Source organism: Agromyces flavus, assembly GCF_900104685.1.
Lineage (GTDB): Bacteria > Actinomycetota > Actinomycetes > Actinomycetales > Microbacteriaceae > Agromyces > Agromyces flavus.
Genome location: NZ_LT629755.1, coordinates 186,534 through 203,142, shown reverse-complemented (window position 1 = coordinate 203,142; position 16,609 = coordinate 186,534). Strand labels below are relative to the sequence as shown.

Sequence of the window (16,609 nt, the reverse complement as noted above, 5' to 3'; positions counted from 1 at the left end):
TCCGTGTGGGCAGTGGGCCTTACTTGACCGAACCGCCCGCGGCGACGATCTTCTGCTCGGCGGAGCCGGAGACCTTGTCGACCGCGACGTTGAGCTTGACCTGCAGGTCGCCGTTGCCGAGCACCTTGACGCGCTCGTTCTTCCGGACCGCACCCTTGGCCACCAGGTCGTCGACCGTCACGTCGCCGCCCGTCGGGTAGAGCTCTGCGAGCTTGTCGAGGTTGACCACCTGGTACTCGACGCGGAACGGGTTCTTGAAGCCGCGGAGCTTCGGCGCACGCATGTGGTACGGAAGCTGGCCACCCTCGAAGCCGGGGCGGATGTTGTTGCGGGCCTTCGAACCCTTGGTGCCGCGACCGGCGGTCTTGCCCTTCGAACCCTCACCGCGACCGACGCGGGTCTTGTCCTTCTTGGCACCGGGGGCCGGGCGAAGGTGGTGCACCTTGAGCACCGGCTCGCGCACGACGTCGGCCTCGGCCTTCTTCGCGGGGGCCTTCTTGGCGGGCGCCTTCTTGGCCGGAGCCTTCTCGGCGGCCTCGTCGGCCTTCGCGGCGGCGGCCTTGGCCGGTGCCTTCTTCTCGGCGGCGGCCTTCGCCGGCGCGTTCTTCTCGGCGGCCGGCTTCGCGGCAGCCTTCTTCGCCGGAGCCTTCTTCTCGGTCTCCTCGGCGGCGGCCTTCTTCTCTTCAGCCATTAGTCGATCTCCTCAACCTTCACGAGGTGGGCGACCGTCTTCACGTAACCGCGGTTCTGCGGCGTGTCCTCACGGACGACGGAGTCGCCGATGCGCTTCAGCCCGAGGCTGCGGAGCGTGTCGCGCTGGTTCTGCTTCTCGCTCACCTTGGACTTGATCTGGGTCACCTTGAGCTGCTTGGCCATCAGGCACCTGCCTTCGCTGCTGCGGCGGCCTCGGCCGCCTGGGCCTCGGCACGCAGCAGACGGGCCGGGGCGACCTCGTCGTAGTCGAGGCCACGACGCGCGGCGACCGCGCGCGGCTCCTCGAGCTGCTTCAGCGCCTCGACCGTGGCGTGCACGATGTTGATGGTGTTCGACGAGCCGAGCGACTTGCTCAGGACGTCGTGGATGCCGGCGCACTCGAGCACGGCGCGGACCGGACCACCGGCGATGACACCGGTACCGGGGCCGGCCGGACGCAGGAGGACGACACCGGCGGCCGCCTCGCCCTGCACCGGGTGCGGGATGGACGAGCCGACGCGGGGCACGCGGAAGAAGTTCTTCTTGGCCTCCTCGACGCCCTTCGAGATCGCGGTCGGGACCTCGCGCGCCTTGCCGTAGCCGACGCCGACGAGTCCGTTGCCGTCGCCCACGACGACGAGCGCCGTGAAGCTGAAGCGACGACCGCCCTTGACGACCTTCGACACGCGGTTGATGGTGACGACGCGCTCGAGGAACTGGCTCTTCTCGGCGTCGCGATCGCGACGGTCGCGCCCCTGGCCGCGGTCGCGACCGCCGCGGCGGCCCTCGCGCTCGTTGCGCTGCGGCTCCGAGGAAGCTGCAGTCTCGACGGGTGCCTCTGCGGTCACCTCGGTCTCCTTCACGTTGCCACTTTCGTTGGTAGGTGCAGTGCTCACAGGTTCAGCCCTGCCTCTCGCGCTCCATCGGCGATCGCTGCGACGCGACCGGCGTACTTGTTGCCGCCGCGGTCGAAGACGACCGACTCGATGCCCGCCTGCTTGGCGCGCTCGGCGACGAGCTCGCCGACGCGCTTGGCCTTGGCGGTCTTGTCACCGTCGAACGCGCGGAGGTCGGCCTCCATGGTCGACGCGGAGGCCACGGTCTGGCCCTTGCTGTCGTCCACGACCTGGACGAACACGTGGCGGGCCGAGCGGGTCACGACGAGGCGCGGACGCAGCTCGGTGCCGACGACCTTCTTGCGAAGGCGGCTGTGGCGGCGCGAACGCGCTGCCGTCTTGGTCTTCACGGCCATGATTACTTACCAGCCTTTCCGGCCTTGCGACGCACGACCTCGCCGGCGTAGCGGATGCCCTTGCCCTTGTAGGGCTCGGGCTTCTTGATCTTGCGGATGTTGGCGGCGGTCTCGCCGACGGCCTGCTTGGAGATGCCCGAGACGGTGAGCTTGTTGTTGCCCTCGACGGTCAGCGTGATGCCGGCCGGCGGCTCGACGGTGACCGGGTGCGAGAAGCCGAGCGCGAACTCGACCGCGCTGCCCTTCTGCGCGACGCGGTAACCGGTGCCGACGATCTCGAGGCCCTTGGAGTAGCCCTGGGTCACGCCGAGGATGTCGTTGGCGATGAGGGTGCGCGTGAGGCCGTGCAGCGAACGCGACTCGCGCTCGTCGTCGGGCCGGGTCACGATGACCTGGTTGTCCTCGAGCTTGACCTCGATCGGGCTGGCGACGGTGAGCGAGAGCTCGCCCTTCGGGCCCTTCACGGTGACGGCGCGGCCGTCGACCTTCACGTCGACCCCGGCGGGGATGTCGATGGGGAGTCGTCCGATTCGTGACATGGATCTACCACACGTAGGCGAGGACTTCCCCACCCACGCCCTTCTTCTCGGCCTGGCGGTCGGTGAGCAGACCGCTGGAAGTGGACAGGATCGCGACGCCGAGGCCGCCGAGCACCTTGGGGATCTCGGTCGACTTCGCGTAGACGCGCAGGCCGGGCTTCGACACGCGCTTGATGCCCGCGATCGAACGCTCGCGGTTGGGGCCGAACTTGAGCTTCAGCGTGAGGGTCTTGCCGACGCGCGCGTCGGTCACCTCGAAGTCCGCGATGTAGCCCTCGCTCTTGAGGATCTCGGCGATGTGCGCCTTGAGCTTGGAGTTGGGCATCGAGACGGCGTCGTGGTGCGCGGAGTTGGCGTTGCGCAGGCGCGTCAGCATGTCAGCGACCGGGTCGGTCATCGTCATGACGATTGGTTCCTTACGTTCACCAGGTTTCAGGACCCGTTACACGGGGACTGACCTGTGGTGGTGGCGACTCGCGGTTGCGAGCCTCCGGATGCCGGTGCCGGCCGGAGCTCGGATCGCTCCGAGCCCGGCCAGCGCAGGCACAAACTCATAGAGTCTACTACGCGGACTCGTTCGACTTGAACGGGAAGCCGAGCGCCTTGAGCAGCGCGCGACCCTCGTCGTCGGTCTTGGCGGTGGTCACCACGGTGATGTCCATGCCGCGGACGCGGTCGATCTTGTCCTGGTCGATCTCGTGGAACACGGACTGCTCCACGAGGCCGAAGGTGTAGTTGCCGTTGCCGTCGAACTGCTGGTCGGACAGGCCGCGGAAGTCGCGGATGCGGGGCAGCGCGAGCGAGAGCAGGCGGTCGAGGAACTCCCACATGCGGTCGCCGCGAAGCGTGACGTGGGCGCCGATGGGCTGGCCCTCGCGCAGCTTGAACTGGGCGATCGACTTGCGGGCCTTGGTCACCTGCGGCTTCTGGCCGGTGATGCGGGTGAGGTCCGCGATGGCGCCGTCGATGACCTTGCCATCGCGTGCGGCCTCGCCGACGCCCATGTTGACCACGATCTTCACGAGACCGGGCACCTGGTGCGGGTTGGCGTAGCCGTTCGCCTCGGTGAGGGTCTTCGAGATCTCGTTCTTGTACTTCTGCTTGAGGCGCGGCTGGATCTTGCCAGCCGGCGCGGCAGTCGCGGTGTCAGTCATTACAGGTCCTTACCTGACTTCTTGGCGTAGCGGACGCGGACCGTCTTCTCGACGCCGTCCTTGGTGACCGTCTCGGTGCGGAAGCCCACGCGGGTCGGCTTCTTCGTCTCGGGGTCGACCAGCGCGACGTTCGACACGTGGATCGGGGCCTCGTGGGTCTCGATGCCGCCGGTCTTCGTGCCGCGCTGGGTCTGGCCGACGCGGACGTGCTTGGTGACGTAGTTCACGCCCTGCACGACCACGCGGTTCTGGTCGACGAGCACCTCGATGACCTTGCCCTGCTTGCCGCGGTCTCCGCCGCGAGCCTGGCTGCGGCCCGAGATGACCTGGACCAGGTCGCCCTTCTTGATCTTCGCCATGGTTTACAGCACCTCCGGCGCCAGCGAGATGATCTTCATGAACTTCTTGTCGCGCAGCTCGCGGCCGACCGGCCCGAAGATGCGGGTGCCACGGGGGTCACCGTCGTTCTTGAGGATCACCGCGGCGTTCTCGTCGAACTTGATGTAGGAGCCGTCGGGACGACGGGTCTCCTTCACGGTGCGGACGACGACGGCCTTGACCACGTCGCCCTTCTTCACGTTGCCGCCGGGGATGGCGTCCTTGACCGTGGCGACGATGACGTCGCCCAGGCCCGCGTACCGGCGGTTGGATCCGCCGAGCACGCGGATCGTGAGCAGCTCCTTGGCACCCGTGTTGTCGGCGACCTTGAGCCGGGATTCCTGCTGAATCACTTCGTACTCCTTCTGAGAGGCAAGCCCAGGGGCTTACTTGGCCTTCTCGGCGATCTCGACGAGGCGCCACCGCTTGGTCGCGCTGAGCGGGCGGGTCTCGGCGATGACGACGAGGTCGCCGATGCCGGCGCTGTTCTGCTCGTCGTGCGCCTTGACCTTGGAGGTGCGGCGGATGACCTTGCCGTAGAGCGGGTGCTTCACGCGGTCCTCGACCTCGACGACGATGGTCTTCTCCATCTTGTCGCTGACGACGTAGCCGCGACGGACCTTGCGGTACGGGCGGTGCGAGGCCGTCTCGGCGACCTCGGCTTCAGCAGCCTTCTTGGTCTCAGCCATGATCAGGCCTCCTTCGTCTCGGCCTCGGTCGCGTCAGCCGCGGCCTTGGCCTTCTTCGTCTTCTTGGCGGGCGCGGCGGGCGCCTCGACCGGAGCCGGCGTCGCACGGATGCCGAGCTCGCGCTCACGGATGACCGTGTAGATGCGCGCGATGTCGCGCTTGACGGCCTTGAGGCGGCCGTGGCTCTCGAGCTGACCTGTGGCCGACTGGAAGCGCAGGTTGAACAGCTCCTCCTTGGCCTTCTTCAGCTCGTCGACGAGACGCTCGTCCTCGAAGGTGTCGAGCTCGACGATAGCGAGCTCCTTGGAACCGACGGCCATTATGCGTCGCCCTCCTCGCGCTTGATGATGCGTGCCTTGAGGGGCAGCTTGTGGATGGCACGGGTCATGGCCTCGCGAGCGAGTTCCTCGGAGACGCCCGAGACCTCGAAGAGCACCCGGCCCGGCTTGACGTTGGCGACCCACCACTCGGGCGAACCCTTACCGGAACCCATTCGGGTCTCGGCCGGCTTCTTCGTGAGCGGACGGTCGGGGTAGATGTTGATCCACACCTTGCCGCCGCGCTTGATGTGACGGGTCATCGCGATACGAGCGGACTCGATCTGACGGTTCGTCACGTAGGCGGGGCTCAGGGCCTGGATGCCGAACTCGCCGAAGGAGACCTTCGTGCCGCCGGTGGCCTGGCCCGAACGGCCGGGGTGGTGCTGCTTGCGGTACTTGACTCGACGGGGAATCAACATGGTTATGCCTCAACTCCTGCGGCCACCGGCTCCTGCGAACGGGGCGCACGGCGGGGACGGTCACTGCGGTCGCGCGACGGCTTCTGGGCGGCCTGCTCGCGGGCGAGCTCCTTGTTGGTGATGTCGCCCTTGTAGATCCAGACCTTCACGCCGATGCGGCCGAACGTGGTCTTGGCCTCGTAGAAGCCGTAGTCGATGTTCGCGCGGAGCGTGTGCAGCGGCACGCGGCCCTCGCGGTAGAACTCCGAGCGGCTCATCTCGGCGCCGCCGAGGCGGCCCGACACCTGGATCCGGACGCCCTTGGCGCCGGCGCGCTGCGCGCCCTGCAGGCCCTTGCGCATCGCGCGGCGGAAGGCCACGCGGGCGGAGAGCTGCTCGGCGATGCCCTGCGCGACGAGCTGGGCGTCGGCCTCGGGGTTCTTCACCTCGAGGATGTTCAGCTGGATCTGCTTGCCGGTGAGCTTCTCGAGGTCGGCGCGGATGCGCTCGGCCTCGGCGCCGCGGCGGCCGATCACGATACCCGGGCGCGCCGTGTGGATGTCCACGCGGACGCGGTCGCGGGTGCGCTCGATCTCGATGCGGCTCACGCCGGCACGGTCGAGCGACGTCTGGAGCAGGCGACGGATCTTGACGTCCTCGGCGAGGTAGTCGGCGTAGCGCTGTCCGGGCTTCGTCGAGTCGGAGAACCACCGCGACACGTGGTCGGTGGTGATGCCGAGACGGAAGCCGTACGGGTTGACCTTCTGACCCATTACTTCGTACCCTCCTCGGGCGTGCCGAGCACGATGGTGATGTGGCTCGTGCGCTTGTTGATGCGGAAGGCACGGCCCTGCGCGCGCGGCTGGAATCGCTTGAGGGTGGTGCCCTCGTCGACGAACGCCGTCTTCACGTACAGGTCCTGCTCGTCCAGGTAGGTGTTCGTGGCGTCGGCCTTGACGCGAGCGTTCGCGATGGCCGAGGCGACGAGCTTGTACACCGGCTCGCTCGCACCCTGGGGTGCGAACTTCAGGATGGCGAGCGCCTCCTGAGCCTGCTTGCCGCGGATCAGGTTGACGACGCGGCGAGCCTTCATGGGGGTGACGCGGATGTGTCGCACGCGGGCGATCGACTCCACCATTTCTTCCTCCTTCACACCACCGCGACTAGCGGCGGCGGCCCTTCTTGTCGTCCTTCACGTGTCCACGGAAGGTGCGGGTGGGCGCGAACTCGCCGAGCTTGTGGCCCACCATGGTCTCGGTGACGAACACCGGGATGTGCTTGCGGCCGTCGTGCACGGCGATCGTGTGCCCGAGCATGGCGGGGACGATCATCGAGCGACGCGACCAGGTCTTGATGACGTTCTTGCTGCCGGCTTCGTTCTGCGAGCTGACCTTGCGGAGCAGGTGCTCGTCGACGAAGGGGCCCTTCTTGAGGCTGCGAGGCATCTTCCTGAACTCCTACTAGCGCTTCTTGCCGACGGTACGGCGGCGGACGATGAGCTTGTCGCTCTCACGGTTGGGGCGACGGGTACGGCCCTCGGGCTGACCCCACGGGCTCACCGGGTGGCGACCACCGGAGGTCTTGCCCTCACCACCACCGTGCGGGTGGTCGACCGGGTTCATCGCGACACCGCGGACGGTCGGGCGGACGCCCTTCCAGCGCTTGCGGCCGGCCTTGCCCCAGTTGATGTTCGACTGCTCGGCGTTGCCGACCTCGCCGACGGTCGCGCGGCAGCGCGCGTCGACGTTGCGGATCTCGCCCGAGGGGAGGCGCAGCTGGGCGTAGGGGCCGTCCTTCGCGACGAGGCGCACCGAGGCGCCGGCCGAACGCGCGAGCTTCGCGCCGCCACCGGGGCGCAGCTCGATGGCGTGCACGACGGTACCGGTCGGGATGTTGCGCAGCGGCAGGTTGTTGCCCGGCTTGATGTCGGCGTTGGGACCCGACTCGATCGGGTCGCCCTGCTTGAGCTTGTCGGGGGCGATGATGTAGCGCTTGGTGCCGTCCACGAAGTGCAGCAGCGCGATGCGCGCGGTGCGGTTCGGGTCGTACTCGATGTGCGCGACCTTGGCGGGCACGCCGTCCTTGTCGTTGCGACGGAAGTCGATGACGCGGTACTGGCGCTTGTGGCCGCCGCCGACGTGGCGGGTGGTGATGCGGCCCTGGTTGTTGCGGCCACCGGACTTCGACAGCGGGCGGAGCAGCGACTTCTCGGGGGTCGAGCGCGTGATCTCCGCGAAGTCGGCGACCGACGAACCGCGACGACCCGGGGTCGTGGGCTTGTACTTGCGAATAGCCATAGTGAGTTTCCTCTGCTCCTTAGCCGACAGCCGTGAAGATGTCGATCGAGCCGGACTTGAGGGTGATGATCGCGCGCTTGGTGTCCTTGCGCTTGCCGATCCCGAAGCGCGTGCGACGCGTCTTGCCCTGGCGGTTCAGGGTGTTGATCGAGGCGACCTTGACGCCGAAGATCTTCTCGATCGCGAGCTTGATCTCGGTCTTGTTCGCACGGGGGTCCACGATGAACGTGTACTTGCCCTCGTCGATCAGGTTGTAGCTCTTCTCCGAGACCACCGGCGCGATGATGATGTCGCGGGGGTCCTTGTTCTGCACGGCGCTCATGCGGAGACCTCTTCCTTCTTCGCCGTCTTCGCGGCGATGAACGCCTCGAGCGCGGCCTTGCTGAAGACGATGTCGTCGGAGACGAGCACGTCGTAGGCGTTCAGCTGGTCGACCGGCAGCACGTGCACGGCCTCGATGTTGCGCACGACGCGCTCCGAGAGCTCCTCGTCGCGGGCCAGCACGACCAGGAAGTGCTTCGCGGGCGCGATGCCGGCGAGCAGCGCCACGGCGTCCTTGGTCTTCGGGGCGTCACCGGCGGCGAACGCCTCGACCGCGTGGACGCGGCCGCCGCGAGCGCGGTCGGAGAGCGCGCCGAGCAGGGCGGCGGCGATCATCTTCTTGGGGGTGCGCTGCGAGTAGTCGCGCGGCTGCGGGCCGTGGACGACGCCACCGCCGGTCATGTGCGGCGCGCGGATCGAGCCCTGGCGGGCGCGGCCCGTGCCCTTCTGCTTGAAGGGCTTGCGGCCGGCACCGGAGACCTCGCCGCGGGTCTTGGTCTTGTGCGTGCCCTGGCGCGCGGCGGCGAGCTGGGCGACGACGACCTGGTGGATCAGCGGCACGTTGGTCTGCACGTCGAAGAGCTCGGCGGGCAGGTCGATCGAGCCGGACTTCTTGCCGGCGACGTCGAGGACGTCGATGGTGTTGGCGGTAGCCATGGACTACGCCCCCTTCACAGCGTTGCGGACGAACACGAGACGGCCGCGCGCACCGGGGACGGCGCCCTTGACGAGCAGCAGGCCCTTCTCGGCGTCGACCGCGTGCACGCGGAGGTTCAGGACGGTGACGCGCTCGCCGCCCATGCGGCCGGCCATGCGCATGCCCTTGAAGACGCGGCTGGGAGTCGACGACGCGCCGATCGAACCGGGCTTGCGGTGGTTGCGGTGGGCACCGTGCGAGGCGGAGACGCCCGCGAAGTTGTGGCGCTTCATGACACCGGCGAAGCCCTTGCCCTTGCTCGTGCCGACGACGTCGACGAGCTGGCCGGCCTCGAAGGTGCCGTCCACGGTGAGCTCCTGGCCGAGCGAGTACTCGGCGGCATCCGCGGTGCGCACCTCGGTGACGTGGCGGCGCGGGGTCACGCCGGCGGCGTCGAAGTGGCCGGTGAGCGGCTTGGTGACCTTGCGGGGGTCGATGGCGCCCGCGGCGATCTGGACGGCCGCGTAGCCGTCCTTCTCGGCGGTGCGCAGGTGGGTCACCACGTTGGGGGCGATCTCGATGACGGTGACCGGGATGAGCTTGTTGTTCTCGTCCCACACCTGGGTCATGCCGAGCTTGGTGCCCAGCAGGCCCTTCACGTTCTTGGCAGTGGTGGACATGTCGTACCTCAGAGCTTGATCTCGATGTTGACGTCGGCCGGGAGGTCGAGTCGCATGAGCGAGTCGACGGCCTTGGGCGTCGGGTCCACGATGTCGATCACGCGCTTGTGGGTGCGCATCTCGAAGTGCTCGCGGCTGTCCTTGTACTTGTGGGGCGAGCGGATGACGCACACCACGTTCTTCTCGGTCGGAAGCGGCACGGGGCCGACGACCGTGGCGCCCGCGCGGGTCACCGTGTCGACGATCTTGCGCGCCGAGGTGTCGATGACCTCGTGGTCATACGACTTCAGTCGAATGCGGATCTTCTGTCCCGCCATTGCTGACTCTCTCTCTGATCAAGGCGTCTTACCCCTTCCGAGGGCATCGGACGCCGCGTAGCCACTTCGTGTGAAGCACCACTGTTCTTCTGTCAAAGGCCGGTGATCGAGCCTGTCGAAACCACCCCGCGGCGCGGTGACCTCGACACGCTCGACCTTCGAGCCCCACCGACCCCCGCGCTCGGGCGTGTCGCACTCGCGCGAACGGGCATGGCGGTTCCTCTGCAGGCGCCTGCCATGCTCGATGTGGTGTCGGATTGATGTCCTGCTGCCCGCGGCCTAGCCTGACCCGCTCGGCCTCGTCGGAGACGGGGCGTCGGTGGCTATGCACTGCCTGGCAGTGATTCGAACGGCACGCAGCAAGGCACGCCGTTCGAAATGTTGAACTAGAAGAGTTTGCCACAGCCGCGAGTCGCGTGCAACCCGGGCGTGTCGCGCCCGCGGGTCTCACTGCGTCCTCCCAGTCAAGCGGATGCCGCGCCGCCGCCGACGTGGTGGAATCGAGCGAACAGCATCCACGGGAGGACGCCATGACCGAGCAGACCACCGAGCACGTCCACGCCGTGAGCGAGCGGATCGCACCGGGCAGCGTCTCGGTCACGCGCATCGCACCGAGGCGATACGAGGGCCTGAACGAGCGCGGCGCGACCGTGCAGATCGGCGGCTCCGAGCTCGACGGCGAGCACTTCACGCCGGGCGAGCTGCTGAAGCTCGCACTGGCCGGATGCGTGGGGCTCAGCGTCGATCGCGTCGCCGCGCGACGCCTCGGCGACGAGTACGCGATGACGGTGTGGGCGCACGGCAGGTCCGACCAGGAGTCCAACCGGTACCAGCAGATCGACGAGGAGGTCATCGTCGACCTCTCGGTGCTCGACGCCGCCGACCGCGAGAAGCTGGTCGGCATCATGGCGCGTGCGATCGAGAAGGGCTGCACCGTGGGCCGCAGCGTCGAGGGCGCGATCGACGTCGGCACCGCGATCGACGGGACGCGCGTCGACGCCCACTGAGCGCGGGCACGACGAAGGGGCCGGGCCCGAGGGCCCGACCCCTTCAGAAGGTCGCGATCGCGAAGACTACTTGATGATCTTCGTGACGGTACCGGCGCCGACGGTGCGGCCACCCTCGCGGATGGCGAAGCCGAGGCCCTCCTCCATGGCGATCGGCTGGATCAGCTCGACCGTCATGTCGGTGGTGTCGCCGGGCATGACCATCTCGGTGCCCTCGGGCAGCGTGATGACGCCGGTGACGTCGGTGGTGCGGAAGTAGAACTGCGGACGGTAGTTCGCGTAGAACGGGTTGTGACGGCCGCCCTCCTCCTTCGAGAGGATGTACGCGGTGCCCTCGAAGTTGGTGTGCGGGGTGACCGAACCCGGGGCCACGACGACCTGGCCGCGCTCGACGTCCTCGCGCTTGGTGCCACGGAGCAGGAGACCGCAGTTCTCGCCGGCCCACGCCTCGTCGAGCTGCTTGTGGAACATCTCGATACCCGTGACGGTGGTCTTCTGCGTCGGGCGGATGCCGACGATCTCGACCTCGGAGTTGATCTTCAGCGTGCCGCGCTCGGCGCGACCCGTGACGACCGTGCCGCGGCCGGTGATGGTGAAGACGTCCTCGATGGGCATGAGGAACGGCTTGTCCTTGTCACGCACCGGGTCGGGGATCGACTCGTCGACGGCGTCCATGAGGTCGAGGACCGACTGGACCCACTTCTCGTCGCCCTCGAGGGCCTTGAGGCCCGAGACGCGGATGACGGGAGCGTCGTCGCCGGGGAAGCCCTGCGAGGAGAGGAGCTCGCGCACCTCGAGCTCGACGAGCTCCAGGATCTCCTCGTCGTCGACCATGTCGGCCTTGTTCAGCGCGACGAGCAGGTAGGGCACGCCGACCTGCTTCGCGAGCAGCACGTGCTCACGCGTCTGGGCCATCGGGCCGTCGGTCGCCGCGACCACGAGGATCGCGCCGTCCATCTGGGCGGCACCGGTGATCATGTTCTTGATGTAGTCGGCGTGACCCGGGGCGTCGACGTGCGCGTAGTGGCGCTTCGGCGTCTCGTACTCGACGTGCGAGATGTTGATCGTGATGCCGCGCTGGCGCTCCTCGGGAGCGGAGTCGATCGACGCGAAGTCGCGCTGCACGTTGGTGGCCGACGGGTACTTGTCGGCGAGCACCTTCGAGATCGCCGCGGTGAGCGTCGTCTTGCCGTGGTCGACGTGACCGATCGTACCGATGTTGACGTGCGGCTTGGTCCGCTCGAACTTGGCCTTAGCCACTGTGGGTCCTCCTCAGGATCCGTGTAGCAGCACCGGGCGCCGGATTGCGACCGGTGAGCTACGGGGGTTGTGTTGTTATGTTACGCGAACCTGTCGGCTCGTGCGTTCGGGCGCTACTCGCCCTTGTTCTTCTGGACGATCTCGTCGGCCACGGCCTTCGGGACCTCCGCGTAGCTCTCGAACTCCATCGAGTACACCGCGCGGCCCGAGGTCTTGGACCGCAGGTCGCCGATGTAGCCGAACATCTCCGAGAGCGGGACGTGCGCACGCACGACCTTCACGCCGGCGGCGTCCTCCATGGACTGGATCTGGCCGCGGCGCGAGTTCAGGTCGCCGATGACGTCGCCCATGTACTCCTCGGGAGTACGGACCTCGACGGCCATCAGCGGCTCGAGCAGGACGGGGTTCGCCTTCCGAGCGGCCTCCTTGAAGCCCATCGAACCGGCGATCTTGAACGCCATCTCCGAGGAGTCGACGTCGTGGGCGGCACCGTCGAGCAGGATGCCCTTGACGCCGACCATCGGGTAGCCCGCGAGGATGCCGTACTGCATGGCGTCCTGGAAGCCGGCGTCGACCGAGGGGATGTACTCGCGGGGAACGCGGCCACCCGTGACCTTGTTCTCGAACTCGTACGTCTTGTCGCCCTCGATCTCGAGCGGCTCCAGCGCGAACTGGATCTTCGCGAACTGGCCCGAGCCGCCCGTCTGCTTCTTGTGCGTGTAGTCGTGCTTCTCGACCGCGCGCTTGATCGTCTCGCGGTAGGCGACCTGCGGCTTGCCGACGTTCGCCTCGACCTTGAACTCGCGCTTCATGCGGTCGACGAGGATGTCGAGGTGCAGCTCGCCCATGCCCTTGATGACGGTCTGGCCCGTCTCCTGGTTGAGCTCGGTGCGGAAGGTCGGGTCCTCCTCGGCGAGCTTCTGGATCGCCGTGCCGAGCTTCTCCTGGTCGGCCTTGGTCTTCGGCTCGATCGCGACCTCGATGACCGGGGCCGGGAACGTCATGGACTCGAGCACGACCTGGTTGTCGGGGTCGCACAGGGTGTCGCCCGTGGTCGTGTCCTTGAGGCCGATGACGGCGTAGATGTTGCCCGCGGTGACCGAGTCGACCGGGTTCTCCTTGTTGGCGTGCATCTGGAAGATCTTCCCGATGCGCTCCTTCTTGCCCTTGGTCGAGTTGATGACCTGGCCGCCCGAGTCGAGGTGACCCGAGTAGACGCGGATGTAGGTGAGGCGACCGAAGAACGGGTGCACCGCGACCTTGAAGGCGAGCGCCGCGAAGGGGTCGCTGGCGTCGGGGTGACGCTCGATGACCTCGTCCTCGTTGCGGGGGTTGCGGCCCTCGACCGCCGGCACGTCGAGCGGCGACGGAAGGAAGTCCACGACCGCGTCGAGCATGGGCTGCACGCCGCGGTTCTTGAACGCCGAGCCGCACAGCACGGGGTAGATCTCGGAGTTGACGGTGAGCTTGCGGATCGCGCCCTTGATCTCGGCGACCGTGAGCTCCTCGCCGCCGAAGAACTTCTCGAGCAGCTCGTCGCTGGTCTCGGCGACGGTCTCGAGCAACTGCTGGCGGTACTCCTCGGCCTTGTCCTTGAGGTCGGCCGGGATCTCCTGCACCTCGTACTTGGCACCCATGGTCACGTCGCCCTTGGCGTCGCCGGGCCACACGAGGGCACGCATCTCGACGAGGTCGACGACGCCGACGAAGTCGTTCTCGGCACCGATCGGGAGCTGGAGCACGAGCGGCTTGGCACCGAGGCGCTTCACGATGGTGTCGACCGTGAAGTAGAAGTCCGCGCCGAGCTTGTCCATCTTGTTGACGAAGCAGATCCGGGGGACGTTGTACTTGTCGGCCTGGCGCCACACGGTCTCGGACTGGGGCTCGACGCCCTCCTTGCCGTCGAAGACGGCGACCGCGCCGTCGAGCACGCGCAGCGAGCGCTCCACCTCGACGGTGAAGTCGACGTGGCCGGGCGTGTCGATGATGTTGATCTGGTTCTTGTTCCAGAAGCAGGTCACGGCGGCCGACGTGATCGTGATGCCGCGCTCCTTCTCCTGCTCCATCCAGTCGGTGGTCGAGGCGCCGTCGTGCGTCTCGCCGATCTTGTGGTTGACGCCCGTGTAGAACAGGATGCGCTCGGTGGTGGTGGTCTTGCCGGCATCGATGTGCGCCATGATGCCGATGTTGCGGACCTTGCTCAGGTCGGTGAGCACGTCAAGTGCCACGGGGTTCCTCCGTTGATCGGGAAGGTGAGAGTGGGGGGTGAGCGGATGCCGCGAGCCGACCGCGAGCGCGTGGCCCGCGGCATCCGCTCGGCCCGCTACCAGCGGTAGTGGGCGAATGCGCGGTTCGACTCGGCCATCTTGTGGGTGTCCTCGCGGCGCTTGACCGCGGCACCCAGGCCGTTCGACGCGTCGAGGATCTCGTTGGTGAGACGCTCGGTCATGGTCTTCTCGCGACGGGCCTTGGCATAGCTGGTGAGCCAGCGAAGCGCCAGCGTGTTCGCACGGTGGGGCTTGACCTCGACGGGGACCTGGTAGGTCGAGCCGCCGACGCGGCGCGACCGGACCTCGAGGGTCGGGCGCACGTTGTCGAGGGCCTTCTTGAGCGTCGCGACGGCGTCCTGGCCGGACTTGTTGGCGACGTTCTCGAGCGCCTCGTAGACGATGCGCTGCGCGAGGTCCTTCTTGCCGTCGATGAGGATCTTGTTGACGAGCTGGCTGACGACCGGCGAACCGTAGACCGGGTCGGCGACGACGGGGCGCTTCGGAGCGGGACCCTTGCGAGGCATTACTTCTTCTCCATCTTCGCGCCGTAGCGGCTACGAGCCTGCTTGCGGTTCTTCACGGCCTGCGTGTCGAGCGCGCCGCGGATGATCTTGTAGCGCACGCCGGGGAGGTCCTTCACACGACCGCCACGCACGAGCACCATTGAGTGCTCCTGCAGGTTGTGGCCCTCGCCGGGGATGTAGGCGGTCACCTCGGTGCCGTTCGAGAGCTTCACGCGGGCGACCTTGCGGAGCGCCGAGTTCGGCTTCTTGGGGGTGGTGGTGTACACGCGCGTGCACACGCCGCGCTGCTGGGGGTTGGCCTTCAGGGCGGGAGCCTTGGTCTTGGTGACCTTCGGCGAGCGACCCTTGCGGACCAACTGCTGAATGGTTGGCACTGCTTCTCCTTGTTGTGCTGCACGGTGACAGCATTGATGGATTTCACATCACGACCCACCGGCACCGCCGAGCGGCGGAGCCTGTTGGTGGTGGGTATGCCGTGGGGGCGATCGGATCGGTGGCGATCCGGCGCCCTGCGTGCGTATCGTGAGAACCCGCATGCGGCCCGCGGGTCTCCGCGGGCACGACGCGAGCGCGCGGCAACGCGCACACCCGATCAATGGTAATCGGGCGTAACGACCCGGTCAAATGGGCGGATGCCTCAGCGAACGCCCTCAGCGAACGACGCGGCGGCTCAGCCCGGCCAGCCCGGCGCGTCGAGCTCGCGGTCGAGGTCGGCGAGCATCTGCGCGACTTGGGGCTCGACGTGACGCTCGACCGCGGCGGCGATCCGGGCCCGGTGGTGTGCGAGCTCGATGCAGATGCGACGGCCGAGCTGCTTGGCGAACTCGTCGGCCAGGCGCACCTCCTCGCGCAGCGCCTCCTTCTCCTGCGGCGTGAACGGGCGGGGTGCGGGCTCGGCGGACTCGGCCGCGGCGTCCGCCTCGAGCCCCTGCAGCGTGAAGAGGAACGGCTGGCCCGGCGTCTCCTCGGGATCGAGGTCCAGTCCGAGGAACTCCGGGTCGAGCCCCTCCCCCGCGCGGTACGGCCGGCGGGCCTTGCGCTCCTCGGCGAGCCGGATCTCGCGGTGCAGCATGGGCAGGTTCCGCGCCGTGTAGTCGTCGACCGACGCGTCGATGATGCCCTTCATGCGCATCGAGAACGCGTGCTGTACTGGGTGGGGCACGTCGACGTCGAGGCCGGAGGCGGCGAGGATCGGCGAGCCGAAGCAGCGCGTGCAGAGGCGCACGCGGCCGCGGTGCGTCCCGGGCCGCCAGCGCGGGAGCCAGGCGAGCCAGCGGTCGACCTCGTGGCTCACGCGGGCCTCGACCGATCCCTCCACGCGGTTCACCCTACTGCGCGCGCCCGTGCGGACGTCGGAGGCGACGAACGGATGTCCCGGCGCCGGGATGGCGCGGTCACTCCTCGTCGCGCTCCCACGGCCAGCGCGGACGCTCGACCCCGCCCTGCTGCGCGCGCATCGTGACGGCGGCGAGGAGCGCCACGAGCGCACCCGTGATGGGGATGATGACCCCGAAGCCGATCGTCATGAACGATGCGGCGAAGATCGCCGCGGCCAGCAGGGTTCCGGTCGACACCGCGTACGCGATCGTCGCGCCGACGACGCCGGCCGCCCACGTGACGACGAGTGCCAGCCCGGCCGCCGACCATGGGCGGATGCCGCGGGTGAGCGCTCCGCCCAGGAGCAGCAGCAGAGCCAGCACCGAGACCCCGACCGTGATGGGCCCCACCAGCCGGCCGGCGGCCGGGTCGGAGATCGGCTCGACGTCGGCGAACAGGCTCACGAGGCCGAAGGCGGCCACGATCAGCGCGAGGTGGAGCGCGGCCGCGAAGCCCGCGACGGTCCACGCTGAGGTCGAGTTCGTCGCCACGCCTC

27 protein-coding genes are annotated in these 16,609 nt (G+C 68.0%); 1 reads left to right on the top strand and 26 read right to left on the bottom strand.

What is annotated here, in order from left to right:
* Positions 1 to 19 precede the first annotated feature (19 nt).
* The 20 genes from rplO to rpsJ form a co-directional block, all read right to left on the bottom strand.
* Positions 20 to 691: a 50S ribosomal protein L15 gene (rplO, locus tag BLT99_RS01045; protein WP_092668550.1), complete on the bottom strand. Its 672-nt coding sequence runs from the start codon at positions 689 to 691 to the stop codon at positions 20 to 22.
* Complete coding sequence (rpmD, locus tag BLT99_RS01040; protein WP_092668548.1) at positions 691 to 876, bottom strand: 50S ribosomal protein L30; 186 nt, start codon at positions 874 to 876, stop codon at positions 691 to 693. The genes rplO and rpmD overlap by 1 nt, the downstream gene beginning before the upstream one ends.
* Positions 876 to 1,541: a 30S ribosomal protein S5 gene (rpsE, locus tag BLT99_RS01035; RefSeq protein ID WP_172802947.1), complete on the bottom strand. Its 666-nt coding sequence runs from the start codon at positions 1,539 to 1,541 to the stop codon at positions 876 to 878. The genes rpmD and rpsE overlap by 1 nt, the downstream gene beginning before the upstream one ends.
* A 44-nt stretch (positions 1,542 to 1,585) precedes the next feature.
* Positions 1,586 to 1,945, bottom strand: a complete 360-nt coding sequence (gene rplR, locus BLT99_RS01030) for a 50S ribosomal protein L18 (RefSeq protein WP_092668544.1) — start codon at positions 1,943 to 1,945, stop codon at positions 1,586 to 1,588.
* Between the two features lie 2 nt (positions 1,946 to 1,947).
* Entirely contained in the window at positions 1,948 to 2,484 is a 537-nt protein-coding gene (gene rplF / locus BLT99_RS01025; protein ID WP_092668542.1) for a 50S ribosomal protein L6, read from the bottom strand.
* 4 nt (positions 2,485 to 2,488) lie between these two features.
* The gene (rpsH, locus tag BLT99_RS01020; protein WP_092668540.1) at positions 2,489 to 2,887 is read right to left on the bottom strand and encodes a 30S ribosomal protein S8; all 399 of its coding nucleotides are present in this window, start codon (positions 2,885 to 2,887) and stop codon (positions 2,489 to 2,491) included.
* 160 nt (positions 2,888 to 3,047) lie between these two features.
* Positions 3,048 to 3,638 carry a 50S ribosomal protein L5 gene (gene rplE, locus BLT99_RS01015; protein WP_092668538.1) on the bottom strand — a complete coding sequence of 197 codons (591 nt, stop codon included), beginning with the start codon at positions 3,636 to 3,638 and terminating at the stop codon, positions 3,048 to 3,050.
* Positions 3,638 to 3,997, bottom strand: coding sequence for a 50S ribosomal protein L24 (rplX, locus tag BLT99_RS01010; protein WP_092668536.1), 360 nt, complete (start codon positions 3,995 to 3,997; stop codon positions 3,638 to 3,640). The genes rplE and rplX overlap by 1 nt, the downstream gene beginning before the upstream one ends.
* A 3-nt stretch (positions 3,998 to 4,000) precedes the next feature.
* Entirely contained in the window at positions 4,001 to 4,369 is a 369-nt protein-coding gene (gene rplN, locus BLT99_RS01005) for a 50S ribosomal protein L14 (protein ID WP_092668534.1), read from the bottom strand.
* 33 nt (positions 4,370 to 4,402) lie between these two features.
* Positions 4,403 to 4,705, bottom strand: a complete 303-nt coding sequence (rpsQ, locus tag BLT99_RS01000) for a 30S ribosomal protein S17 (RefSeq protein WP_092668532.1) — start codon at positions 4,703 to 4,705, stop codon at positions 4,403 to 4,405.
* 2 nt (positions 4,706 to 4,707) lie between these two features.
* Complete coding sequence (gene rpmC, locus BLT99_RS00995) at positions 4,708 to 5,025, bottom strand: 50S ribosomal protein L29 (protein ID WP_092668530.1); 318 nt, start codon at positions 5,023 to 5,025, stop codon at positions 4,708 to 4,710.
* Entirely contained in the window at positions 5,025 to 5,444 is a 420-nt protein-coding gene (rplP, locus tag BLT99_RS00990; RefSeq protein WP_092668528.1) for a 50S ribosomal protein L16, read from the bottom strand. Before rplP ends, rpmC begins: the two co-directional genes overlap by 1 nt.
* A 2-nt stretch (positions 5,445 to 5,446) precedes the next feature.
* The gene (rpsC, locus tag BLT99_RS00985; protein WP_092668526.1) at positions 5,447 to 6,196 is read right to left on the bottom strand and encodes a 30S ribosomal protein S3; all 750 of its coding nucleotides are present in this window, start codon (positions 6,194 to 6,196) and stop codon (positions 5,447 to 5,449) included.
* Complete coding sequence (rplV, locus tag BLT99_RS00980) at positions 6,196 to 6,561, bottom strand: 50S ribosomal protein L22 (protein WP_092668524.1); 366 nt, start codon at positions 6,559 to 6,561, stop codon at positions 6,196 to 6,198. The genes rpsC and rplV overlap by 1 nt, the downstream gene beginning before the upstream one ends.
* A gap of 25 nt (positions 6,562 to 6,586) precedes the next feature.
* On the bottom strand, positions 6,587 to 6,868 hold the full coding sequence (rpsS, locus tag BLT99_RS00975; RefSeq protein WP_092668522.1) for a 30S ribosomal protein S19: 282 nt from the start codon (positions 6,866 to 6,868) through the stop codon (positions 6,587 to 6,589).
* A 15-nt stretch (positions 6,869 to 6,883) separates the two neighbouring features.
* Entirely contained in the window at positions 6,884 to 7,720 is an 837-nt protein-coding gene (rplB, locus tag BLT99_RS00970) for a 50S ribosomal protein L2 (protein WP_092668520.1), read from the bottom strand.
* 19 nt (positions 7,721 to 7,739) lie between these two features.
* Complete coding sequence (gene rplW, locus BLT99_RS00965; protein ID WP_092668518.1) at positions 7,740 to 8,042, bottom strand: 50S ribosomal protein L23; 303 nt, start codon at positions 8,040 to 8,042, stop codon at positions 7,740 to 7,742.
* Positions 8,039 to 8,698, bottom strand: coding sequence for a 50S ribosomal protein L4 (gene rplD / locus BLT99_RS00960; protein ID WP_092668516.1), 660 nt, complete (start codon positions 8,696 to 8,698; stop codon positions 8,039 to 8,041). The genes rplW and rplD overlap by 4 nt, the downstream gene beginning before the upstream one ends.
* 3 nt (positions 8,699 to 8,701) lie before the next feature.
* Positions 8,702 to 9,358 (bottom strand): 50S ribosomal protein L3, encoded by a 657-nt coding sequence (rplC, locus tag BLT99_RS00955; RefSeq protein WP_092668514.1) that lies wholly within the window; start codon positions 9,356 to 9,358, stop codon positions 8,702 to 8,704.
* 8 nt (positions 9,359 to 9,366) lie between these two features.
* The gene (rpsJ, locus tag BLT99_RS00950; RefSeq protein WP_087135818.1) at positions 9,367 to 9,675 is read right to left on the bottom strand and encodes a 30S ribosomal protein S10; all 309 of its coding nucleotides are present in this window, start codon (positions 9,673 to 9,675) and stop codon (positions 9,367 to 9,369) included.
* Between the two features lie 530 nt (positions 9,676 to 10,205).
* On the opposite strand from rpsJ, the gene BLT99_RS00945 reads away from it, so the two are divergent.
* Positions 10,206 to 10,682: an OsmC family protein gene (locus BLT99_RS00945; RefSeq protein ID WP_092668512.1), complete on the top strand. Its 477-nt coding sequence runs from the start codon at positions 10,206 to 10,208 to the stop codon at positions 10,680 to 10,682.
* A 66-nt stretch (positions 10,683 to 10,748) separates the two neighbouring features.
* Here the strand turns inward: BLT99_RS00945 and tuf are convergent, their stop codons facing one another.
* The 6 genes from tuf to BLT99_RS00915 form a co-directional block, all read right to left on the bottom strand.
* Positions 10,749 to 11,942 (bottom strand): elongation factor Tu, encoded by a 1,194-nt coding sequence (gene tuf, locus BLT99_RS00940; RefSeq protein WP_092668510.1) that lies wholly within the window; start codon positions 11,940 to 11,942, stop codon positions 10,749 to 10,751.
* A gap of 113 nt (positions 11,943 to 12,055) precedes the next feature.
* Positions 12,056 to 14,170: an elongation factor G gene (fusA, locus tag BLT99_RS00935; protein ID WP_092668508.1), complete on the bottom strand. Its 2,115-nt coding sequence runs from the start codon at positions 14,168 to 14,170 to the stop codon at positions 12,056 to 12,058.
* Between the two features lie 95 nt (positions 14,171 to 14,265).
* Positions 14,266 to 14,736, bottom strand: coding sequence for a 30S ribosomal protein S7 (gene rpsG / locus BLT99_RS00930; protein ID WP_092668506.1), 471 nt, complete (start codon positions 14,734 to 14,736; stop codon positions 14,266 to 14,268).
* On the bottom strand, positions 14,736 to 15,110 hold the full coding sequence (gene rpsL / locus BLT99_RS00925; protein WP_022889720.1) for a 30S ribosomal protein S12: 375 nt from the start codon (positions 15,108 to 15,110) through the stop codon (positions 14,736 to 14,738). The genes rpsG and rpsL overlap by 1 nt, the downstream gene beginning before the upstream one ends.
* A 296-nt stretch (positions 15,111 to 15,406) precedes the next feature.
* Positions 15,407 to 16,054, bottom strand: a complete 648-nt coding sequence (locus BLT99_RS00920; RefSeq protein WP_092668504.1) for a spermidine/putrescine ABC transporter substrate-binding protein — start codon at positions 16,052 to 16,054, stop codon at positions 15,407 to 15,409.
* A gap of 76 nt (positions 16,055 to 16,130) precedes the next feature.
* Positions 16,131 to 16,604, bottom strand: a complete 474-nt coding sequence (locus BLT99_RS00915) for a DUF6121 family protein (protein ID WP_092668502.1) — start codon at positions 16,602 to 16,604, stop codon at positions 16,131 to 16,133.
* Between the last annotated feature and the right edge of the window lie 5 nt (positions 16,605 to 16,609).

What these genes read in the sequence shown, in the direction of transcription:
- rplV (WP_092668524.1), bottom strand. Translation starts at nt 6,561, where the DNA reads ATGGTGGAGTCGATCGCCCGCGTGCGACACATCCGCGTCACCCCCATG.
- rpmD (WP_092668548.1), bottom strand. Translation starts at nt 876, where the DNA reads ATGGCCAAGCAGCTCAAGGTGACCCAGATCAAGTCCAAGGTGAGCGAG.
- rpsS (WP_092668522.1), bottom strand. Translation starts at nt 6,868, where the DNA reads ATGCCTCGCAGCCTCAAGAAGGGCCCCTTCGTCGACGAGCACCTGCTC.
- rpsG (WP_092668506.1), bottom strand. Translation starts at nt 14,736, where the DNA reads ATGCCTCGCAAGGGTCCCGCTCCGAAGCGCCCCGTCGTCGCCGACCCG.
- rpmC (WP_092668530.1), bottom strand. Translation starts at nt 5,025, where the DNA reads ATGGCCGTCGGTTCCAAGGAGCTCGCTATCGTCGAGCTCGACACCTTC.
- rplX (WP_092668536.1), bottom strand. Translation starts at nt 3,997, where the DNA reads ATGGCGAAGATCAAGAAGGGCGACCTGGTCCAGGTCATCTCGGGCCGC.
- rplR (WP_092668544.1), bottom strand. Translation starts at nt 1,945, where the DNA reads ATGGCCGTGAAGACCAAGACGGCAGCGCGTTCGCGCCGCCACAGCCGC.
- BLT99_RS00945 (WP_092668512.1), top strand. Translation starts at nt 10,206, where the DNA reads ATGACCGAGCAGACCACCGAGCACGTCCACGCCGTGAGCGAGCGGATC.
- rplB (WP_092668520.1), bottom strand. Translation starts at nt 7,720, where the DNA reads ATGGCTATTCGCAAGTACAAGCCCACGACCCCGGGTCGTCGCGGTTCG.
- rplW (WP_092668518.1), bottom strand. Translation starts at nt 8,042, where the DNA reads ATGAGCGCCGTGCAGAACAAGGACCCCCGCGACATCATCATCGCGCCG.
- rplP (WP_092668528.1), bottom strand. Translation starts at nt 5,444, where the DNA reads ATGTTGATTCCCCGTCGAGTCAAGTACCGCAAGCAGCACCACCCCGGC.
- rplD (WP_092668516.1), bottom strand. Translation starts at nt 8,698, where the DNA reads ATGGCTACCGCCAACACCATCGACGTCCTCGACGTCGCCGGCAAGAAG.
- rplO (WP_092668550.1), bottom strand. Translation starts at nt 691, where the DNA reads ATGGCTGAAGAGAAGAAGGCCGCCGCCGAGGAGACCGAGAAGAAGGCT.
- rpsJ (WP_087135818.1), bottom strand. Translation starts at nt 9,675, where the DNA reads ATGGCGGGACAGAAGATCCGCATTCGACTGAAGTCGTATGACCACGAG.
- rplE (WP_092668538.1), bottom strand. Translation starts at nt 3,638, where the DNA reads ATGACTGACACCGCGACTGCCGCGCCGGCTGGCAAGATCCAGCCGCGC.
- rpsQ (WP_092668532.1), bottom strand. Translation starts at nt 4,705, where the DNA reads ATGGCTGAGACCAAGAAGGCTGCTGAAGCCGAGGTCGCCGAGACGGCC.
- rplC (WP_092668514.1), bottom strand. Translation starts at nt 9,358, where the DNA reads ATGTCCACCACTGCCAAGAACGTGAAGGGCCTGCTGGGCACCAAGCTC.
- rpsH (WP_092668540.1), bottom strand. Translation starts at nt 2,887, where the DNA reads ATGACGATGACCGACCCGGTCGCTGACATGCTGACGCGCCTGCGCAAC.
- rplF (WP_092668542.1), bottom strand. Translation starts at nt 2,484, where the DNA reads ATGTCACGAATCGGACGACTCCCCATCGACATCCCCGCCGGGGTCGAC.
- rpsC (WP_092668526.1), bottom strand. Translation starts at nt 6,196, where the DNA reads ATGGGTCAGAAGGTCAACCCGTACGGCTTCCGTCTCGGCATCACCACC.